The sequence below is a fragment of the Nocardia sp. NPDC003999 genome, assembly GCF_053604885.1.
This window is the reverse complement of record NZ_JBSGIB010000003.1, coordinates 116,704-134,611: the sequence shown is the minus strand read 5'-3', so window position 1 is coordinate 134,611 and position 17,908 is coordinate 116,704. Positions and strand designations below refer to the sequence as shown.

Below are 17,908 nucleotides of genomic sequence, written 5' to 3'. Positions count from 1 at the left end.
ATGGCTATTCCGCGTCGCGCAGCACGAGACCGAGAGTGTGCCGCACACCGCTGCGCACGCGGCTGACACCGTGGCGGATCGGGGCGCGGGACCAGCCGCGACTGGATGGCGTCGGCCGATCGCGGGTGGTGAAAACCAACGCGTGCCCCTGTTCGAGCACCGACACGGTCGCTTTCGACTGAGCGCGCGGGCGTTGCTCCACGAGCAGGAATTCCCCGCCGGTGTAGTCGATCCCGGATCGGTCCAATCCGATGACGACCTGCAGCGGGAAGACCAGCTCGCCGTACAGGTCGCGATGCAAGGCGTTCCAGTCACCGGCGTGGTAGCGCAGCAGGATCGGGGTCGGCTTTTTCTGCCCTGCGGCATGGCAGGCGTCGAGCCAATCGCCGAACTCCTCCGGCCACGGCGCTGGGTCGCCGAGACGGTCGGCCCAGGATCGGGCGAGCGGCAACAGTTTTCGATAGAAGGCCGACCGCAGGCGCATGATCGGCTCGGGCACCGGATGCGCGAAGTATCGGTAGGTGCCTTCGCCGAATCGATAGCGCGCCATGTCGACGGTGGATCGGAACCGGGTCAGGTCGTCCCACATGGCGGTGAATTCGGCGCACTCCTGCGGAGTGAGGATCGGCCCGGTCGCCGCGCAGCCGTGCGCGTCGACTTCCGCGAGCAGCGTCCGCCAGGGCTGGGCGTCGACGCGATCCGCCAGGGCGGCGGCTTCGGCCCGCCCCGGGACGGGAGCGGGCCCGGCACGATGCTCCGCGCGGTGACCGGCCCCAACGGTTCCGGTGCTCGGCTCGCTCATGCCGCCGCCTCCAGATCCAACAGCGCGTGCTTGGCGACGACGCCGCCGACGTACTGTCCGATGGACCCGTCCCCGCGTACCACCCGGTGGCACGGGATCACCACCGGCAGCGGGTTGCGCGCGCAGGCGGAGCCGACGGCGCGCACCGCGCGCGGGTTCCCGACGGCCGCCGCCACCGCGCCGTAACTCGCGCGCTGTCCGTAGCCGATGGCGGGCAGGTGCTCGATCACCTGGCGGCGGAACCCGGCGGCCAGCCGCAGATCCAGCGGCAGGTCGAAATGCGTCCGGTGGCCCGCGAAGTATTCCTCGATCTGCCGGGCCGCCACGTCCAAGCGGGCGGGCGCGGCGAGGATCCGCGGACTGATCCGCGCGGCCAGTGTGGCGAGTACCGCGTCGTGGTCTTCGGTCGGGTAGGCGACGCGGACCAGTCCAGCGGGCGTCGCGGCCAGCAGCAACGTCCCCACCGGGGTCTCCAGCAGGCGGTAGGCGACATCGAGCAGGCCCGCGGCGTCGGCCTCGGCGGTCAGTCGCGCGTGCAGCGTGGCGAGCAGATCGGCGTCCGGGGTCAGCGCACGCGACAACCCGTCACCGTGATCGAGGGTGGCCATCATGATTCGTCCTTCGGGTAGAGCTTGCGCAGGGTCTTCAGGCCGTCCGCGGCGGCGCGGCGTGCGGCGTCCGGAGAATTGCCGAGCAATTCGGCGATCTCCGCGTGGGGAAGCCCGGCCAGATAGTGGTAGGCGACCGCTTGGCGCTGCTTGGTCGGCAGCGCCCGCAGGGCGGCCCACAGGTCGGGGTCGTAGTCGGCGGGTCCGGGGGCGGTGGCGGGACGTTCCGGCAACGTCTCTGCCGGGACGGGAGCGCGCGTCAGCGCCCGGCCGACGTCGATCGCGCGGCGATGCGCGATGGTGACCAGCCATGCCTCGATGTTCGTGTCCGGGGAAAGGCCGGGAAACGCCCGCAACGCGGAGAGAAACGTTTCCGACCAGGCGTCGGCCGCGTCGGACGGGCCGAGCACCGCCCGGCAGACGCGCAACACCATCGGGCCGTATTCGGCCACTATTTCCTCGAACGGGGGCAGGCTCACACCAGGTAGACGCCGCGGGCGCCGCGAATGTGAGATCCCGTCATCGGGGCCCTTCCCGGCGCGACAGCCCGCTGGCGCGCAGCACCCGCCGCGCGATGCCAGCGCGGATGGACTCCTCGGTACCGATGATCCGGACGTGGCGGCGTGCCCTGGTGATCGCGGTGTACAGCAATTCCCTGGTCAGCAACGTGGATTCGGGCTCGGGCAGGACGACGGAGACGGTGTCGTACTGGCTGCCCTGGCTGCGGTGGATGGTCATGGCGAAGACGGTGACGACCGCGGGGAACTGCGTGGGATGCACCAGGTACGGTTCGCTGCCGCGTTGCAGCGCCGCGCGCAGCGAGCCGTCGGGCATCCGCACGACGACGCCGGTGTCGCCGTTGTAGATCCGCGCCTCGTGATCGTTCGCGGTGACCAGCAGCGGTTGTCCGGGATACCACGGCGCCTGCTGCGAATCAGGGCCCGCCCCCGCGGCGGCGGCCCACTCCGCGCCCATCCGGTCCCAGCGCTCCACGCCGAACGGCCCCTGCCGGTGCGCGCACAGCAGGCGATGCGTTTCCAGCGCGTGCAGCGCGCCCGTCGCGTCGCCGTCCAGGGCGGCGGCGGTGACCGTCGTCGCGGCCCGCACCACGTCGGCGCGGACCGCGGTCAGCTCGTCGGGCGCGCTGAGCGACAACTCGTCGCCGCCCGCGCGCAACAGCTCGAGCGCGGCGTCCGCGTCCCCCGCCCGCACCGCGACGGCCAGGTCGGCGATCCGTCCGCCGAACCTGCGGCCCCGGGTCAGCCGGACGATGCCGCCGCGCAGGCGGGTGCGCTCCAGCGCGGTCAGGGCCTCGGCGTGCTCGCCGGTGGCCTCCGGACCGAGGATCTCGTCGAGCACGGGATTCGGGGTGGCCGCGACGGGTCCGGCGACCAGGTCGGCGAGCACCGCGCCCGCGTCGACCGAGGCGAGCTGGTCGGGGTCGCCCACCAGGACCAGGCGGGTGTCCGGGCGCAGCGCGGCCAGCAGCCTGCTCATCATGGTCAAGGAGACCATCGAGGTCTCGTCGACCACGATCACGTCGTAGGGCAGCCGGTTGAATTCGTGGTACTTGAACCGGGTACCGCGGCCGCGCTGCCAGCCGAGCAGCCGGTGCAAGGTGGCGGCGGTGAGTTCGGGCAATCCGAGCGAAATCGCTTGCTCGCGAACGGCTTCCTGGAGGCGAGCCGCCGCTTTCCCGGTGGGAGCGGCCAGCGCGATGCGCAGCGCGGGCAACTTCGGCTCGGTCTCGCGGTGCGCGGACAGCAAGGCGATGATCCGCGCGATGGTGTGGGTCTTGCCGGTGCCGGGCCCGCCCGCGACCACGGTGGTCCAATGTGTCGCGGCGAGCGCGGCGGCCAGGCGCTGGCGATCCGGCGCCGTGCCCGCCGACGCGTCGAACAACCGGTCCAGTTCGCGGCGCACGATGCCGGGAGCGACCACCGGATGGTGTGCGGAACGCTCGGTGAGCACCCGCCGGATCGTCTGCTCCTGCCGGTAGTACCGATCGAGATAGAGCAGCGGACCGGAATCGCCCGGCCCCTGGGATTCGACGAGTCGCAGCGGCCGCAACGGACCCGCCGGTCCACCGCGCACCAGCGGACTCACCCGCAGCGCGGCGACCACGGCCGGGATGTCCGGCCACGGCAGCGTCGCCGGATCGATGCCCGCGTCCCAGTTCTCGTCGGCGTCGACGCCGATCTCCCGCATCCGGTGCAGTTCCAGGCACACCGAGCCGGAGCGCACCGCCCGCACGGCCAGCGCCGCGGCGAACAGCACCGGCTCCGACGATTCCCGGCCCAGCCGGCCCAACCGCAGCGCTACGTGCACGTCGGCGGCCGAGAGCACACCGGCCTCGTTGAACGTGCGCAGCAGACCGGTTCCGCGCTGCGCCACCTGGATCGAGGTCACCGCCCCGCCTCCCCTGCCAGCAGCGCCGACAGCGCCACTACCAGATCGGCGGGCGGATGCCAGTCGAAGACACCACAGCCCGCAGGCGTCTCCGGTCCGATCATGCCGCGCACGAACAGGTATCGGACTCCGCCGAGATGCCGGGCCGGGTCGTAGCCGGGCAACCGCCAGCGCAGATATCGATGCAACGCGACCGAGTACAGCAGCGCTTGCAGCGGATAGTGGGAACGCAGCATCTCCGCGGCCATGCGGTCGCGGGTGTAGTGCGCGACGGTGAGATCACCCGTGCCGAGCCGGTTGGTCTTGTAGTCGACGACGACGAATCGAGGGTGCGCGTCGCCCGCGACGCGGAGCACGGCGTCGATGCTGCCGGTCAGGTAACCGCGCAGCGGTATGTCTTCGAGCGCCGCCAGCTGTTCGGCGTAGGGGAACAAGTCGTCGTCGACCGAAAGGTGCTCACGCAGCAACTCGGCGACGCGCCGCAGGGTCGCCGCGGTGGCGCCGACGCGGTCCCCGCCCGCCAGTGGCAATTCGAACTCGAGTTCGCTGAGACGGTCGCCAGGGGCGATGCCGGCCAGGCAGCCGCCCTCGAGCGGAGTACGCAGCACGGCCAGCAGCGCCGTCGCGAGCACTTCGGTATCCACTTCGGCCATCAGTTCGCCTACCGCCTCGCGGCACCGATCGCGCACCTCGGCCGCCAGATCCGGACCACCGGTGTCGATCCGCTCCAGGACGCCGTGCACCAAGGTGCCGAACTCCGCGCCGTAGGGCAGCGCGTTCATCAGCGACGCCGCGCCCGACGGTTCCGGCTCCGCCGCGCCGATGAGGGAGGCGCCCGCGGGCTCGTCGCCCGGCCCCGGCGCGCCCTCCGGTTCGCTGTCGGGTTCGGGCGCCGCCGGGCCGTGCGCGGAGGCGGTCAGCGCCGAGTACGAGGTGCGCCGCCACTGCTGGTCCAGCGCCCGGTCGAAGCGGGCCGCGGCCAGTGCGCCGGGCGCGGGCCCGGTGCGCGCTCGCCGGATCGCGACGCCGCCGGTCCCGGCCACCGCCGTCACCGAGATCGCCGCGCCCGCGTCCTGCGCCCACGTCGTAAGCATTTGCGCGGCAACGGTGTCCGCGGGTACCGCGGCTCGGGCGGCGACGGCCGCGCCACGATCGGCGCGACCGAAGACCATGCGGTGCAACGGCGACGCCGCGGTGGTGATCGCGGGCGCCCACCAGGCGACGATCTGGCACATGGCGCGGGTGAGCGCGACGTACAGCAGCCGGAGTTCCTCGCCCGCCTCCTCGGCTTCGCTGCGCGCCTTGCGTTCGGCGTATCCGGGAGCGTCCGCGCCGCCGACATCCAGCACGCGCGCACCGTCGTCGGCGTGGAACAGCAACGTCGCCGGATAGGGATTCTTCGCGCTGTCCCAGGCGAACGGCAGGTACACCACCGGGAATTCGAGTCCCTTGCTCGCGTGCACGGTGGCGATCTGGACGGCGGCGGCGTCCCGGTCGAGCCTGCGGCTGCGGTCGGCGACGGCGCCGGAGGCGGGGTCGCGCACGCGGTCGGCCAGCCACCGGGTCAGCGCGGTCAGCCCGAGTCCCTCGGTGAGCGCGACTTGGTCGAGCAATTGCGCGAGGTGCCGCAGGTCGGTGAGCTGCCGCTCCCCGTTCTCCACCGCGAGCAGCCGCGGCGCCAGGCGGGTTTCGGCGGCGATCTTCTCGAACACGGCCGCGAATCCCGCGCGGGTGAACAGCCGCGCCGCCTCACGCAGCTGAGCGCTCACCCGGCCGACCAGATCGGCTCCCTCGCTGTCGATCTCGGCCGCGGTCACACCGAACAGCGGTGTGCACGCGGCCAGCCGCACCCGGTCGCCGCGATGCGGCTGTTCCAGCGCCCGCAGCACCCACAGCCAGTCGGTGGCGCTGTCGGTTGCGAAGACGCTGATACCGCCCGCGAGCACGGAGGCGACGCCGACGCGGTCCAGCGCCGCACGCACCACATCGATCTGCGAGCGGGTCCGCACCAGTACCGCGATGTCGCCCGGCCCGATCGGCCTGCGCGCCGTGTCGACCGCCGCGATCGAATCGGCTTCGGACAGTATCGTTTCCGCTTTCCCATCCAGCTGCACACCGGATTCGAGCAGGCGCACGATATCGGCGGCGAGATCGTCGGCGACCTTGGCCCGCATGCGCCCGACGGCCGGGAAGCCGGATTTGTTCAGCGGTCCCGCGCCGGTGCGCGGTAGGCACCGGACCCGCAGCGGCGTGGTGAGTTCGGAAGGTCCGGACAACCGGGACCATGGTCTGGTCGGGGCGACCGGATAGACGCGGATCTCCTCGTGCCCCAGGGCCGCCGCGCCGTGCAGGTGATCCAGCGCGGCGAGCAGTCCGGCGTCGCTGCGCCAGTTCGTGGTGAGTTCTTTGCGGACGTCGGCGTGCGCCACCGCGTCCAGGTAGCTGAGCACCTCCGCGCCGCGGAAGGCGTAGATCGCCTGTTTGGGATCACCGACCAGCACCAACGTGGCATGCCCGTGGAACGATCTGCGCAAGATGTCCCATTGCAGCGGGTCGGTGTCCTGGAATTCGTCGACCAGGGCGACGCGGTAGCGCGCCCGGATGCGACGGCACGCGCGCGGGCCGTGCTCCGGGTCGGCGAGCACGTCGTACAGCAGTACCAGCAGGTCGTCGAAGTCGCGCAGCCCGGCCAGCCGCTTGCGGCGCTCGGTCTCCGCGCGTACGGCGCGGGCGAACGCCACCCGCTCGCCGGTCTCGCCGTCGGGCTGGAGCGCCGCATGCCGGTCCCGCACGGCGGCCAGCGCGAGCGTGCGGGCCTCCTTCACCGAGAACGGCGGTTGCCCGCGCGCGTAGCGGTTGAGATACAGATCCTCGACGACGGTGCCGACGAGATCGTCGACGGTCTCCACCAGCCTGGTGCCCGGGTCGTGTTCACCCGCGAGGCCGAGTTCGTCGAGCATGCGCTGGCAGAAGCTGTGCGTGGTGGCGATGGTGCCCGCGTCGAAATCCGACAGGGCGGTCAGCAACCGTCGCCGCCGCGACCGCACCTCGTCTTCGCCGGCCTGCGCGAGGTGCCGGACCAGTTCGTCGGCGTGCGCCCTGGCCGCGACCGGGTCGGTCAATCCCGCGGCGACGGCGACGAATCGGTCGCGGGTGCGTTCCCGCAGCTCCTGGGTCGCCGCGCGGCTGAAGGTCACCAGCAGCAGCTGGGACACCTCGACACCCGCCTCGGCGACATAGCGCACGGCGAGACCGACGATGGCGTGGGTCTTGCCGGTGCCCGCGCTGGCCTCCAGCACGGTCGTGCCGGTTGGCAGCGGTCCGTACGGTTCGAACGCGGCCGCATCGAAAGCGTTTGCCGGGAAGGAGGTTTCCTGCACGGTCATGCGCGCCTCCCTCTTGCGCGGCCGGTGGTCACACACTCGGCGGACGTCGCGCTCGTCCTGGTGACCGGCCACGTCACACGGACCCGAAACGACTGTCCGGGCTGACATTCTGCCGCGCCCCCGGCCGCCCACCGGTGACCGACACGCGCCGCGGCGGCGTATTCCGGTGTCACGTGCCGCGTCGGTTCGCGATCGGTCACGGCTGGCCCTGGCTTTCCGCGGCCAGCAACGGGGCCCACATCCGCCGGGCCAGCGCGCCGAAGCGGGTGCTCTCGCCGGGTTCGCCCGCCGCGGCGGGCGCGGCCATGAGGTCCTCGAGCCGGGGCGCCGGGCCCCAGACGTAGCGAAGGTGGCGGTCGGTGTGATCGCCGAAGGGCCCCGGACCGTTGGGACCGCCGTTGAATTCGCGCTCCGCCGCCGCGATCGCGTCGTCGGTGCTCGCGCCGCGGAAACGACGTTCGGCGTATACCGCGGTGGCGGCGGGCGCGACGGGCAGCGGTTCGGTCAGGCCCTCGTCGCGCAGCGCGACGAGCCTGCGCAGGATCTCCCCGGCCGCGGGCGCGTCGGGTGCGGTGAGCTCGCAGCGCCAGGTCGGACGGCCGAATTGGCCGCGGCCGGTGCTCACCGCCCGCCAGGAACGGTCCTCGGTGACGGTCAGCGCCAGCAGCGAAACCCACGCTCCGATCCGGTGTTTGGGGGCCAGCCGGGAGAAGGTGGTGCGGACCAGGGTGTCGCCGCGCACCTCGGGCACGGTGCCGGTGAGCCGCCGCCCGTTGCCCAGGTCGACCGCGATGTCCACCGCGCGCGCCGGGCCCGCGTAGTCCGCTTGCGCGGCGCGCACCAACCGGTCCACGGTGTGCTCCACCTCGTCGAGCACGGCGGCGCCGAATCCGAACGGCGGCAGCGTGCCGCGCCGCCACTCCGCCGCCCGCAGCCCGGCCGGATCCGCGCCGGTCAGGCGGGCCGCGAGCAGGCGTTCGCCCAGCTCCCACTTGGCCAGGCCGTCCAGCTCGATGGGCAGCCGGTCGGCGATGTCCTCGTCGTGCTCGGGAACCCGCAGACCGAGCCGCTGCCACAGGAAAGCGCGCACCGGGTGCTCCACGAACGAGATCAGATCGGCCAGCGCGACATCCGCCGTTTGCGCGGCGGGCAGCGGCGCGGCCAAGAACTCCGGACGCGGCAGCGCGGGTCCATCAGCCGCGTGCGCGCCGGCCAGGGCCACCGTGTCGAAACTGAACGGCTGCTCGGCCCGGAAATTCCGGCGATCGAAGGATTGCAGCGGATGCCGCGTCACCACCGAGCGCATCGCCGCGGCGCCGACGTGGGCCCGCAGCGCGTCCAGCAGTTCGGCGACCGGAACGGCGGGCGGCCGGTGCGCCCCGCTGACCGGGTCGGCGCCGGTGTGGAACACCAGCAGCGTGTCCCGCGCCGCGAGCACGGCGTCCAGCAGCAGCTGCCGGTCCTCGCTGCGCGGATCGCGTTCGCCCAACAAGGGTTCGCGGGCCAGCACGTCGTCTCCGTCCGCGGCGCTCGCGCGCGGGAACATCTCGTCGTCCAGGCCGAGCAGCGCCACCACCCGGTGCGGCACCGACCGCATGGGCACCATCGTGCAGACGGTCAGTTCGCCGGTGCGGAAGTTGGCCCGCGTGGGGCGCGCCGCCAGCCGCGAACGCAGCAGCACACCGACGTCGGCCAGCCGCAACGACACCTCGCCCGCGTGGTCGGTGGCGGCGGCGAGTTCCTGCCTGGCCTCGGTACGCACCCAGGCCTGCGCGTCCGGCACGTCGGTCAGCAGATCCAGCGCGCGGCCGAGCGCGGCCGCCCATTCGTGCGCGGGACGGGGGCCGCGCAGGTCGCGCAGGCACACCGCGAGCCGGTCGACGAACTCCGCGAAGCGTCCGGCCAGATCGACGTCGTTGCTGTCCACGTCGTCCAAGGGCAGCGCGAGATCGAGCCAATCGTCGGAGGTCTCGCCAGCGGTGACCCCGAGCAGGATCCGGTCCACCGCGCTGTTCAGCGTGTTCTGCGCGAAATCGGCGAGCCCGAACGCTTGGCGCTGACGCTGCCCGATGCCCCACCTCGCCCCGGACTCGGCCGCCCACTCGCGCAATCGCTCGATGTCGTCGTCATCGAACCCGCAACGGCGCCTGACCGTCTCGGCGGCGGCGAGATCGAGCACCTGGGTCACCGTCACGCGGCCGTCGGCCAGCTCGAGCAGCACTGCGATGACCGCGAGCAGCGGATTGGTCACCCCGCGTCCCCGGTCGGCCAGGCGCACCCGCAAGCGGTGCGCCGGATGCTCCGAATCGCTCTGCGTCTCCGGCGATCCCGGCGCGCGCTGCCCGAATGCCGCGCGCACCAGCGGCGCGTACGCCTCCACCTCCGGGCACATGATCAGCACGTCACGCGGCTCCAGCGTCTCGTCGGCCGCGAACAGCCCGAGCAGGCTTTCCCGCAGGACCTCCACCTGCCGTGCGGGGCCGTGACAAGCGTGCACCTGTACGGTGCCGTCGGCGCCGACCTGCCCCGCCGCCGGTGGCCACTGGTCGTCCCGGATACCCCGTTGTAGTGCACGCAGCAATGTCATGGACGAATCATGCTGTGCCGCAACGTCATCGAGTTCGCTGATCGGATGATAGGTGTCGGTTCCGGTGACGGCGGACGCGGCCAACCGCTGCTGCAATTCCCGGACGTCGCGCCCCAGTCCCGCCAGCAGCGGATGGGTGACCGCCGTGGCGCTGCGGTCCTCGGCGCGCGTGCGGGCAGGGGGCAGCTCGCTCAGGGTCGACCAGAGGACCGGACTCGGATGCACGAGCCACAGGTGCACGTCGCGGCCGGCGGCCAGCGCCGACAGCACGGCCAACTGGTCGCCGGCCAACCGGGTCACGCCGAACAGCGACAATCGCGGCGGCAGCGCGACCAGATCCGGACGCGCACGCAACCGGGCACAGGCGGCGTCGAGCCGCTCGGCCGGGCTCGGCGCCCCGATCTCGGCGCGCAGCCCGCGCCAGAGCATCGGCTGCCAGAGCAGGTCGTCGGGTACCGGAGCGCCCGCGCCATCGGTGTCGAGGCCCGCCGCCCACTCGGTGATCAGCGCTGGACGCTGAGCGGCGTAACTGTCGAACAGCGCGGCGACCTGGGCCGCGGTCGCGTAACGCCGTCCGGCGCGGTGCTCGCCGCCCGTGGCGTCTCCTGCGCCGAGATGCCTGGCGGGCACCGCGCACCAGGGCTCGGACAGCGAGGCGTCGATCACCCGCAGCAGCGTCCACACCGCCCGCTCCTGCGCCCACGGATCCTCCGCCTGCGCCACCCCGCTCGCCGCGGCCAGCGCCTCCGCGACCAGCGCGGAAGGCGAGGGGAAGGCGATGTTGGCGCACACACCGTCGGCCGCTCCGCCCGCGCCGAGCACTCCCGAGAGCGTCTGCGTCAGCCAGCGCTCCACGCCTTTCGCCGGCACCGCGACCACCTCGGCCGCGAACGGGTCTTCCTGCGGCGACGCCAGCACCCCGGCGAGCGCACGGGCGAGGACGTCGGCGCGCTCGGCACGGTGGATGTGCAGCGGCATCTGCGCCCTCTCGATCGGTGGTGTCCGGCTGCCCGGCCTCGGACTTCGTGCACGTTTATACGCCCAGCGACCGACGTGCAATCGCACCGCCCCATCCGGAGTCCAGTGAAATAGACCACACCAGAACGGATTACTCCGACGTGTCACGCGGGCGCCGCCGCGGCGATGTGCGACAGTGCTGCACCGGGGAGGAGAGCTTGCACCGGGGCGGAACGAGAGAGCTGCACCGAAAGGCTGGTTCGCGTTCTATGGATGCGATGGTGATTCCCCTGCTTCCGAAAGGCGGATTCACGGTCCGCCGGATCGGTGACCGCTGGGACCTGATCAACTCGCGCCACTACGGTCGCACCGTAGTCCTGCATTCCTGGCCGAGGGACCGGCACACCGAGGCCTTCGAGCACTGCTACCGGCTCAACGGACGCACCGTCGAGGAACTGCGCGCCGCCTTCCGCTGACGTGTCCGGCCGGCGGTGACGATCGAATTCCACTGCGGCGCAAGCAGCCGGAACGGGCGCTAGCACACCCTGGATCCGAGCTCAAGACGTGCGTCCGGACCCGCGATGTGCGATCGTCATCCCTCGTGCGTTATCCGTCCCCCGCCACCCGAACCGTTCCCCGCGTGGCCGCTTCCGCCTGTGTCCTCGCCGCAGCGGCGATCATCGCTCCGAGCCTGCCCGCCGCGCTCCCGACCGCGGGCGCGGTGCCACTCGCGCACACGCAGGGCTGCCTGCCCGGCTTCGACTGCGATCTGAGCAGCCGCATCGCGAAGGCCGACGCCTACCTCAACAACCGTCCCGGTGTCACCGGCTACGTCCTGCGCGACCGGGTGTCCGGCGGGGTCTACGGCAACGCCAACGCCGAGAACGCGGTCTGGACCGCTTCCACGATCAAGCTCGCGATCGCCGCGGACCTGCTCAACCGGGCGCGGGTCGGCGCCATCAACCTGACTCCCGAGGACCGCGGTCTGATGGAGGGCATGCTCGCGACCTCGAACGACGGCGCCGCCGACCTGCTCTGGACCAAGTACTCGGGCATCGACCGGATGGCGTTCAACAACGCCTTCCGCGCCAACGGGATGACTTCGCTGGTTCCCCAGCCGACCAATACCGCGCTGTTCCCGGACTGGTCGTTCCAGAAGTGCACGGCCGCCGACCTCGACCGCCTGATGGACAACGTCCTCAACCGCATGCACCCCGACGACCGCAACTACCTCGTCGACCGGATGCGCGCGGTGGACTCCAACCAGCACTGGGGCGTGTGGGGCGCGGGCGCGAGCATGCGTCCCGGACTGAAGAACGGCTGGTCGGCCGAACAGGGCGGCTGGGTGGTCAACTCGGTCGGCTTCGCGGGACCGGGCGAGCGCTACACCCTGGCCATCATGAGTTCGCTGGGTGACGCGGGCGGCTACACCGAAGGCGCCGAGACCGACACCAAGCTCGCGGAGATCCTGCTCGCGGGCCGCTGACCGCCCGGCCGCTCAGGCGGCCGCGCGCCTGCGCAACGTCATCGGCGCACCGTCCCTGGGGAAGGGAATCGTGGTGAATCCCCAGGGCATGCGGTATTTCTCGGGGATCCGCCACTCGTATGCACGCACCAGGGCGGCGGTCACCGTCTTCACCTCGAACGTGCCGAAGTGCATCCCGATGCACTTGTGCGCGCCCGCTCCGAACGGCATCCACGCGAGGCGGTGCGACTTGTCCTCGCGCCGCTGTTCGCCGAATCGCTCCGGATCGAAGCGTTCGGGGTGGGTCCACAGTTCGGGCAGCAAGTGATTCACCTGGTAGGCGAGGTCCACCGGGGCGCCGGCCGGAATGTAGTGGCCTGCGATCTCGGTGTCACGCACGGCGCGGCGCGACAGTCCAGGAACCGGCGGCATCAGCCGTAGGCTTTCCCGGACCACCAGATCCAGATCGTGCAGCGCCTCCAGGTCCGCGATGGCGGGCGGCCCGTCGCCGAGGCGCGCGTCCATGTCGAGCACCTCGGCGCGCACCCGCTGCTGCCACTCCGGGTGCTTGCCCAGGTAGTACGCGACGGCGGTGGCGGTCGTCGTCGTGGTGTCGTGCGCCGCCATGATCAGGAAGATCATGTGGTTCACCACGTCGGCGTCACCGAAGACGCCGCCGTCCTCGCTGCGCGCGTGGCACAACCCGGAGAAGAAGTCCGCCGTCTCGACGCGGCGCTTCTCCGGCAGCATCGCGGTGAAGTAGTCCTCGAGCACTCTCCTGCCGCGCAGCCCGGCCCGCCAGTTGCCGCCCGGCACCGAATGCCGGATGATCGCCAGCCCCGCGTGCGTGCAGTCGACGAACGCGTTGATGAGCTGGCCGCGCCGCGGGCCGACATCGACTGCCATGAACGTCTCGCCGGCGATCTCGAGGGTCAGCTCCTTGATCGCCGGATACAGCCGCACCGTGCGTTCGGCGTCGCGCCCTACCGGCACCCAGCGTGCGATGTACTCCCGCGCCACCGGCGTCAGCGCCGCCAGGTGCGCTTCCAGCCGGTCCCTGGTGAACGCCTGCTGCATGATCTTGCGGTGGAATTTGTGCTCGTCGAATTCCAGCAGCAGCAAGCCGCGCCGGAAGAACGGGCCGATGAAGTAGTCCCAGCCCTGGCCGAAGTCACGGCGCCGGTGCCCGAGTACTTCGTCGAGTGCGTCCGGTCCCGCGACCAGCACCCGGTCGACACCGAGCGATGTGTTCAGCGAGACGGGTCCGTACCTGCGGTAACGCTCCATCATCTCGGCCGGGCCCCAGCGCATGTAGTGCAACGCCCGGCCCAGGTAGGGCAGCCCGGCATCGCCGCGCACCGCGACGGTGTCGCTGCCCCGCGGCGGGGTGGCCAGCACTTGGCGCCGTTCCGGCAACAATCCCAGCGCCCGATCGATCAGATGGCCGTGCGGTACCTCGATCAGCGCGATGTTCTCCGAATCGGCCCGCACGCTGGGCTTCCGGCCGATCGCACGGTCACCGGCGACCATGGCAATCCTCCCTGAGCGACAGTTACCATCGTAGGCTCTCGACCTCGCCCGCTCGGCCGGTTCGGTCGCGACGATCCTCCCCGCCCCGGCCCGGCGGCAGTGAGATATCGCACCGCAACACGCCAGGAACGGACATCTCGTCGTGACGGTGCCCGACTCGACGGCTACGGTTTAGCTGTCAGGAACCCCCGCCGGGGACGACCCCCAGGTCCATCGAGGAGCAGGACGATGAGCACTCAGACTGTCGAGAACGGCCGGCACCGGGTGGTGGTGATCGGCTCGGGCTTCGGCGGCCTGTTCGGCACCAAGCACCTCAAGCGCGCCGACGTCGACATCACGCTGATCTCGAAGACCTCGACCCACCTGTTCCAGCCGCTGCTCTACCAGGTCGCCACCGGCATCCTCTCGGTCGGCGAGATCGCGCCCGCCACGCGGCTGGTGCTGCGCAAGCAGAAGAACGCGCAGGTGCTGCTCGGCGAGGTCACCGACATCGACCTGACCGCCAAGACGGTCACCTCGCGCCTGCTCGACCAGGACACCGTCACCCCCTTCGACAGCCTGATCGTCGCGACCGGCGCGCAGCAGTCCTACTTCGGCAACGACCGGTTCGCCACCTACGCGCCGGGCATGAAGACGATCGATGACGCGCTCGAGCTACGTGGCCGGATCCTCGGCGCCTTCGAGCAGGCCGAGCTCGCGACCACCCAGGAGGAGCGCGACCGGCTGCTGACCTTCGTCATCGTCGGCGCGGGCCCGACCGGCGTCGAGCTGGCCGGACAGATCGCCGAGCTGTCCGACCGCACGCTGGAGGGCACCTTCCACAACATCGATCCGCGCGACGCGCGGGTGGTGCTGATCGAGGGCGCGGGCGCGGTGCTCGGCCCGATGGGCCCGAAGCTGGGCGGCAAGGCCGAGCGGCGCCTGGAGAAGATGGGCGTGGAGATCCAGCTCAACGCCATGGTGATCGATGTCGACGCGTTCGGCGTCACGGTGAAGGACTCCGACGGCACGATCCGCCGCATCGAGTCGGCGTGCAAGGTGTGGTCGGCGGGCGTGCAGGCCAGCCCGCTGGGCAAGCTGATCGCCGACCAGTCCGACGGCACGGAGGTCGACCGTGCGGGCCGGGTCGTGGTCGAGCCGGACCTCACCGTCAAGGGCCACCCGAACGTCTTCGTGGTCGGCGATCTGATGTCGGTGCCGAACGTGCCGGGGCAGGCGCAGGGCGCGATCCAGGGCGCGACTTACGCCGCCCGGCAGATCACCGCGGGGCTGAAAGGCCAGACGCCGCAGGAGCGCAAGCCGTTCAAGTACTTCAACAAGGGCAGCATGGCCACGATCTCGCGATTCAGCGCCGTCTGCCAGGTGGGGAAGCTGGAGTTCGGCGGGTTCATCGCGTGGCTGGCCTGGCTGGCGCTGCACCTGTACTACCTGGTCGGCTACCGCAGCCGGATCATCACCGTCATCCAGTGGTTCGTCACCTTCCTCGGCCGCAGCCGCGGACAGATGGCGGCCACCGAGCAGTGGGTGTTCGCACGATTGGCCTTGGAGGCGATCAGCAACGGCGACGACGAGGACGCCGAACAACTGGCCGCCGCTCTCGGCGCTTCCACCAACAGCCGGGTCGCGGTGGACAAGGCGCATACCGACGCGAAAGCCGGCTGATCCCGCCGTAATAGCGCGTTCGACCAATCCAGGTCACCGGCAGATCCGAATGTGGGGCGTCGACGTCTCCTTCGGATGAAAGGTGATCTATGGGCACAGGCAAGCACCGAGCACCCAAACCGCACCGGGCGAAGTTGGGTCCTCTCGTCGCCATGGGAACGGTTCCTCTCGTTCTCGCGCTGGTGGGAACCGGCACCGCGAACGCGGCACCCGATCGGCCCGTTCCGGTGACCCGGACGGATCCCACCGATCAGCCGGCCCAGTGGCCCGCGGCCGAGGCGCCGAACGTGCGCCCGTACGAAGGTGTGCGGATTCCGGACGACACGCTGAGTTCGTTGCAGTGGGCGCGTCCGTTGCCGAATCCGAAGTATCTGGCCCCGCTGGAAGGGCTGCACGGCCCCGTTCCCGTCGCGCCGGTGCCGCCGATCGCGCCGCCGCCGCACAAGCTCCGCTTCGGAGACGTGCAGGTCGACGCACCGGATTGGCTCTACCGGGAGCAGGCGATCCAGCTCAACGACGGCGCCGCGATGGCCGAGGCGAATATCGCGACGTACCTCGACTCGATCGGGATGGAACGCACGAGGTCCGATCGGGTGGCGGGCCAGACCGTGGGCGCCGCCGCCATCGGCGCCGCGGCGGGCGCCGCGTTCGCGAGTCCGTTCGCGCTGTTCGGAGCGGCCGTCGGCGGAGGTCTCGCCCTGGCCATCGGTCTGCCGTTCGCGCCGATCGGTCTCGCCGCGGGCCCGATCGGGGCCGCTTACGGCGCGGCCCTGATGGCCGCCCCGTTGGCTGCCATCGGTGCGGGGATCGGCGCGGGACTCGGTGCGGTGCACGCGCTGAGCGCACCTCCCCGGGCGCAGGGCGCGCCGGAGGCGGTCGATCCGGCCCCGGAGAACACCGCCCCGGCTTCGGAAGCCACCGACACAGCTCCGGAGGCCGGAGACACGGCCCCGGAGACGGCCAACGGCTGATCGGATGGGGCTTCCGAGGAGCGAGCCGGAAAGGTGGGAACCCGACGACGCTGTCGGGCTCCCACCCTTTCTATCTCCAGCTCTCAGCCGGATTACACCTGTGTCGAACGAAACGATTGATCAGCGCCGCGGCTCGGCATGCTCCACCCCGGAGACGCCCAACAGCGCCCCGGTGCGGGTGAACAAACTGCCACCCGCCGCCAGCGGCAGCCGAGTCTGCGTCAAACCCGTTGTCGCCGCGACACATTCGCCCGGATAGACGAGTTCGCTCTCCAGGGCGCGAGGCGCGGACAGCGCGTCATCGGCCGCTGTGTCCGCGCCCAGCGCCAGCCGGTGGCGCAGCAGAGGCGTGTCGTCGACATCGGCGATCAGGTCACCGCGCCATATGCCGCCGTCCTCGCCCGCGCGGCCGATCTGGACGCGTTCGCGCATTCGCAGCCGGGCTCCGGAATCCAGCCGGATCGTGGTGACGGTGTGGTGCCGCGCACCGCCCGCGACGATCATCGGTTCGGGATCGAAATCCAATACTCCCCCACTACCGACCTCGAGCTGCCAGCGTCCGCACGATTGCGGCGTCGCCGCGCCCGGCAGTGCCAGTGTCGCCGCGACCGAGCGGACCACCAGTTCGGCACCCGGCGCGACCACGATCACGATGTCGAGTTCGTCGCCGCCCAGCGGCGTGGCGGCGGTGCCGATCAGATGGACCGCACGCGGTCCGGTGCGGCGGGCCGACAACCCGCCGCTGGCATGAATCTCCGGAAGCGTCCCTGGGCGAGCGACGAGGCGTAGCTGCGTGCGCACCGGCGACACTCAGTGCGCGGCGGCGGATTCGCCGGCGCCCGCCCGGTCCTGCTCGGCGACCGCGCGCAATTGCTCGCGTACCCAGGCCAGCACCGGCGTCGCCGCGGGATCCTCGGTGAGCGAGACGAGCACTGTCGGCCGGTCCGCACGCACCCGCGCCGCATCACGCTCCATCACACCGAGGTCCGCGCCGACCAACGGCGCCAGATCGGTCTTGTTGACCACAAGCAGATCCGAGAACGTCACGCCGGGACCGCCTTTGCGCGGCACTTTGTCGCCACCCGCCACGTCCACCACGAAGATCTGCACGTCGATCAGGCCGGAGGAGAACGTCGCGGTCAGATTGTCGCCGCCGGATTCCACCAGGATGAGGTCCAGCGGCGGATTGGCGGCGACCAGATCGTCGATCGCGTCGAGATTGGCGGTGATGTCGTCGCGAATGGCGGTGTGCGGGCAGCCGCCGGTCTGCACGGCGGTGATCCGCTCGTCCGGCAGGACCGCGTGCCTGCGCAGGAAGTCGGCGTCCTCGGTGGTGTAGATGTCGTTGGTCAGTACCGCCAGCGACAGCTCGTCGCGCAACTGCCTGCACAGCGCGGCCACCAGTGCGGTCTTGCCCGAACCGACCGGGCCGCCGATGCCGATGCGCAGCGCCTCCCCGGGCGTGCGGGCCCGTTTCGGCCGCTCGTGCCCGTGGTCGTGCGGCTCACCGTCGATCAGATGCGGGGGCATG

13 protein-coding genes are annotated in these 17,908 nt (G+C 71.4%); 4 read left to right on the top strand and 9 right to left on the bottom strand.

The window, feature by feature from the left end; all coding sequences use genetic code 11:
• Positions 1-4 precede the first annotated feature (4 nt).
• The 6 genes from ACWESM_RS08195 to recC form a co-directional block, all read right to left on the bottom strand.
• On the bottom strand, positions 5-802 hold the full coding sequence (locus tag ACWESM_RS08195) for a 2OG-Fe(II) oxygenase (protein ID WP_452491169.1): 798 nt from the start codon (positions 800-802) through the stop codon (positions 5-7).
• Complete coding sequence (locus ACWESM_RS08190; protein ID WP_355071061.1) at positions 799-1,410, bottom strand: methylated-DNA--[protein]-cysteine S-methyltransferase; 612 nt, start codon at positions 1,408-1,410, stop codon at positions 799-801. Before ACWESM_RS08190 ends, ACWESM_RS08195 begins: the two co-directional genes overlap by 4 nt.
• Complete coding sequence (locus ACWESM_RS08185) at positions 1,410-1,883, bottom strand: RNA polymerase sigma factor (RefSeq protein ID WP_364431350.1); 474 nt, start codon at positions 1,881-1,883, stop codon at positions 1,410-1,412. Before ACWESM_RS08185 ends, ACWESM_RS08190 begins: the two co-directional genes overlap by 1 nt.
• 46 nt (positions 1,884-1,929) lie before the next feature.
• Positions 1,930-3,819, bottom strand: a complete 1,890-nt coding sequence (recD, locus tag ACWESM_RS08180) for an exodeoxyribonuclease V subunit alpha (RefSeq protein ID WP_452491168.1) — start codon at positions 3,817-3,819, stop codon at positions 1,930-1,932.
• Positions 3,816-7,205, bottom strand: a complete 3,390-nt coding sequence (locus tag ACWESM_RS08175) for a UvrD-helicase domain-containing protein (protein ID WP_452491167.1) — start codon at positions 7,203-7,205, stop codon at positions 3,816-3,818. The genes recD and ACWESM_RS08175 overlap by 4 nt, the downstream gene beginning before the upstream one ends.
• Before the next feature lie 196 nt (positions 7,206-7,401).
• Positions 7,402-10,770, bottom strand: a complete 3,369-nt coding sequence (recC, locus tag ACWESM_RS08170; RefSeq protein ID WP_452491166.1) for an exodeoxyribonuclease V subunit gamma — start codon at positions 10,768-10,770, stop codon at positions 7,402-7,404.
• Positions 10,771-11,027: 257 nt separating this feature from the next.
• Between recC and ACWESM_RS08165 the strand changes: the two genes are divergently transcribed.
• Both ACWESM_RS08165 and ACWESM_RS08160 read left to right on the top strand, forming a co-directional pair.
• A complete protein-coding gene (locus ACWESM_RS08165) occupies positions 11,028-11,225 on the top strand; it encodes a hypothetical protein (RefSeq protein ID WP_355070929.1) in 198 nt (65 codons plus the stop codon).
• A 164-nt stretch (positions 11,226-11,389) separates the two neighbouring features.
• A complete protein-coding gene (locus tag ACWESM_RS08160) occupies positions 11,390-12,235 on the top strand; it encodes a tat pathway signal sequence (RefSeq protein ID WP_452491165.1) in 846 nt (281 codons plus the stop codon).
• Between the two features lie 12 nt (positions 12,236-12,247).
• Here the strand turns inward: ACWESM_RS08160 and ACWESM_RS08155 are convergent, their stop codons facing one another.
• A complete protein-coding gene (locus ACWESM_RS08155) occupies positions 12,248-13,744 on the bottom strand; it encodes a cytochrome P450 (RefSeq protein ID WP_397281456.1) in 1,497 nt (498 codons plus the stop codon).
• Between the two features lie 228 nt (positions 13,745-13,972).
• On the opposite strand from ACWESM_RS08155, the gene ACWESM_RS08150 reads away from it, so the two are divergent.
• Together ACWESM_RS08150 and ACWESM_RS08145 are read left to right on the top strand one after the other, a co-directional pair.
• The gene (locus ACWESM_RS08150) at positions 13,973-15,406 is read left to right on the top strand and encodes an NAD(P)/FAD-dependent oxidoreductase (RefSeq protein WP_355070924.1); all 1,434 of its coding nucleotides are present in this window, start codon (positions 13,973-13,975) and stop codon (positions 15,404-15,406) included.
• A 152-nt stretch (positions 15,407-15,558) separates the two neighbouring features.
• Positions 15,559-16,377, top strand: a complete 819-nt coding sequence (locus ACWESM_RS08145; RefSeq protein WP_364431131.1) for a hypothetical protein — start codon at positions 15,559-15,561, stop codon at positions 16,375-16,377.
• A 120-nt stretch (positions 16,378-16,497) separates the two neighbouring features.
• Here the strand turns inward: ACWESM_RS08145 and ACWESM_RS08140 are convergent, their stop codons facing one another.
• Together ACWESM_RS08140 and ureG are read right to left on the bottom strand one after the other, a co-directional pair.
• A complete protein-coding gene (locus tag ACWESM_RS08140) occupies positions 16,498-17,178 on the bottom strand; it encodes an urease accessory protein UreD (RefSeq protein ID WP_397281459.1) in 681 nt (226 codons plus the stop codon).
• Positions 17,179-17,187: 9 nt separating this feature from the next.
• On the bottom strand, positions 17,188-17,907 hold the full coding sequence (gene ureG, locus ACWESM_RS08135) for an urease accessory protein UreG (protein ID WP_364431137.1): 720 nt from the start codon (positions 17,905-17,907) through the stop codon (positions 17,188-17,190).
• Position 17,908: the final 1 nt, after the last annotated feature.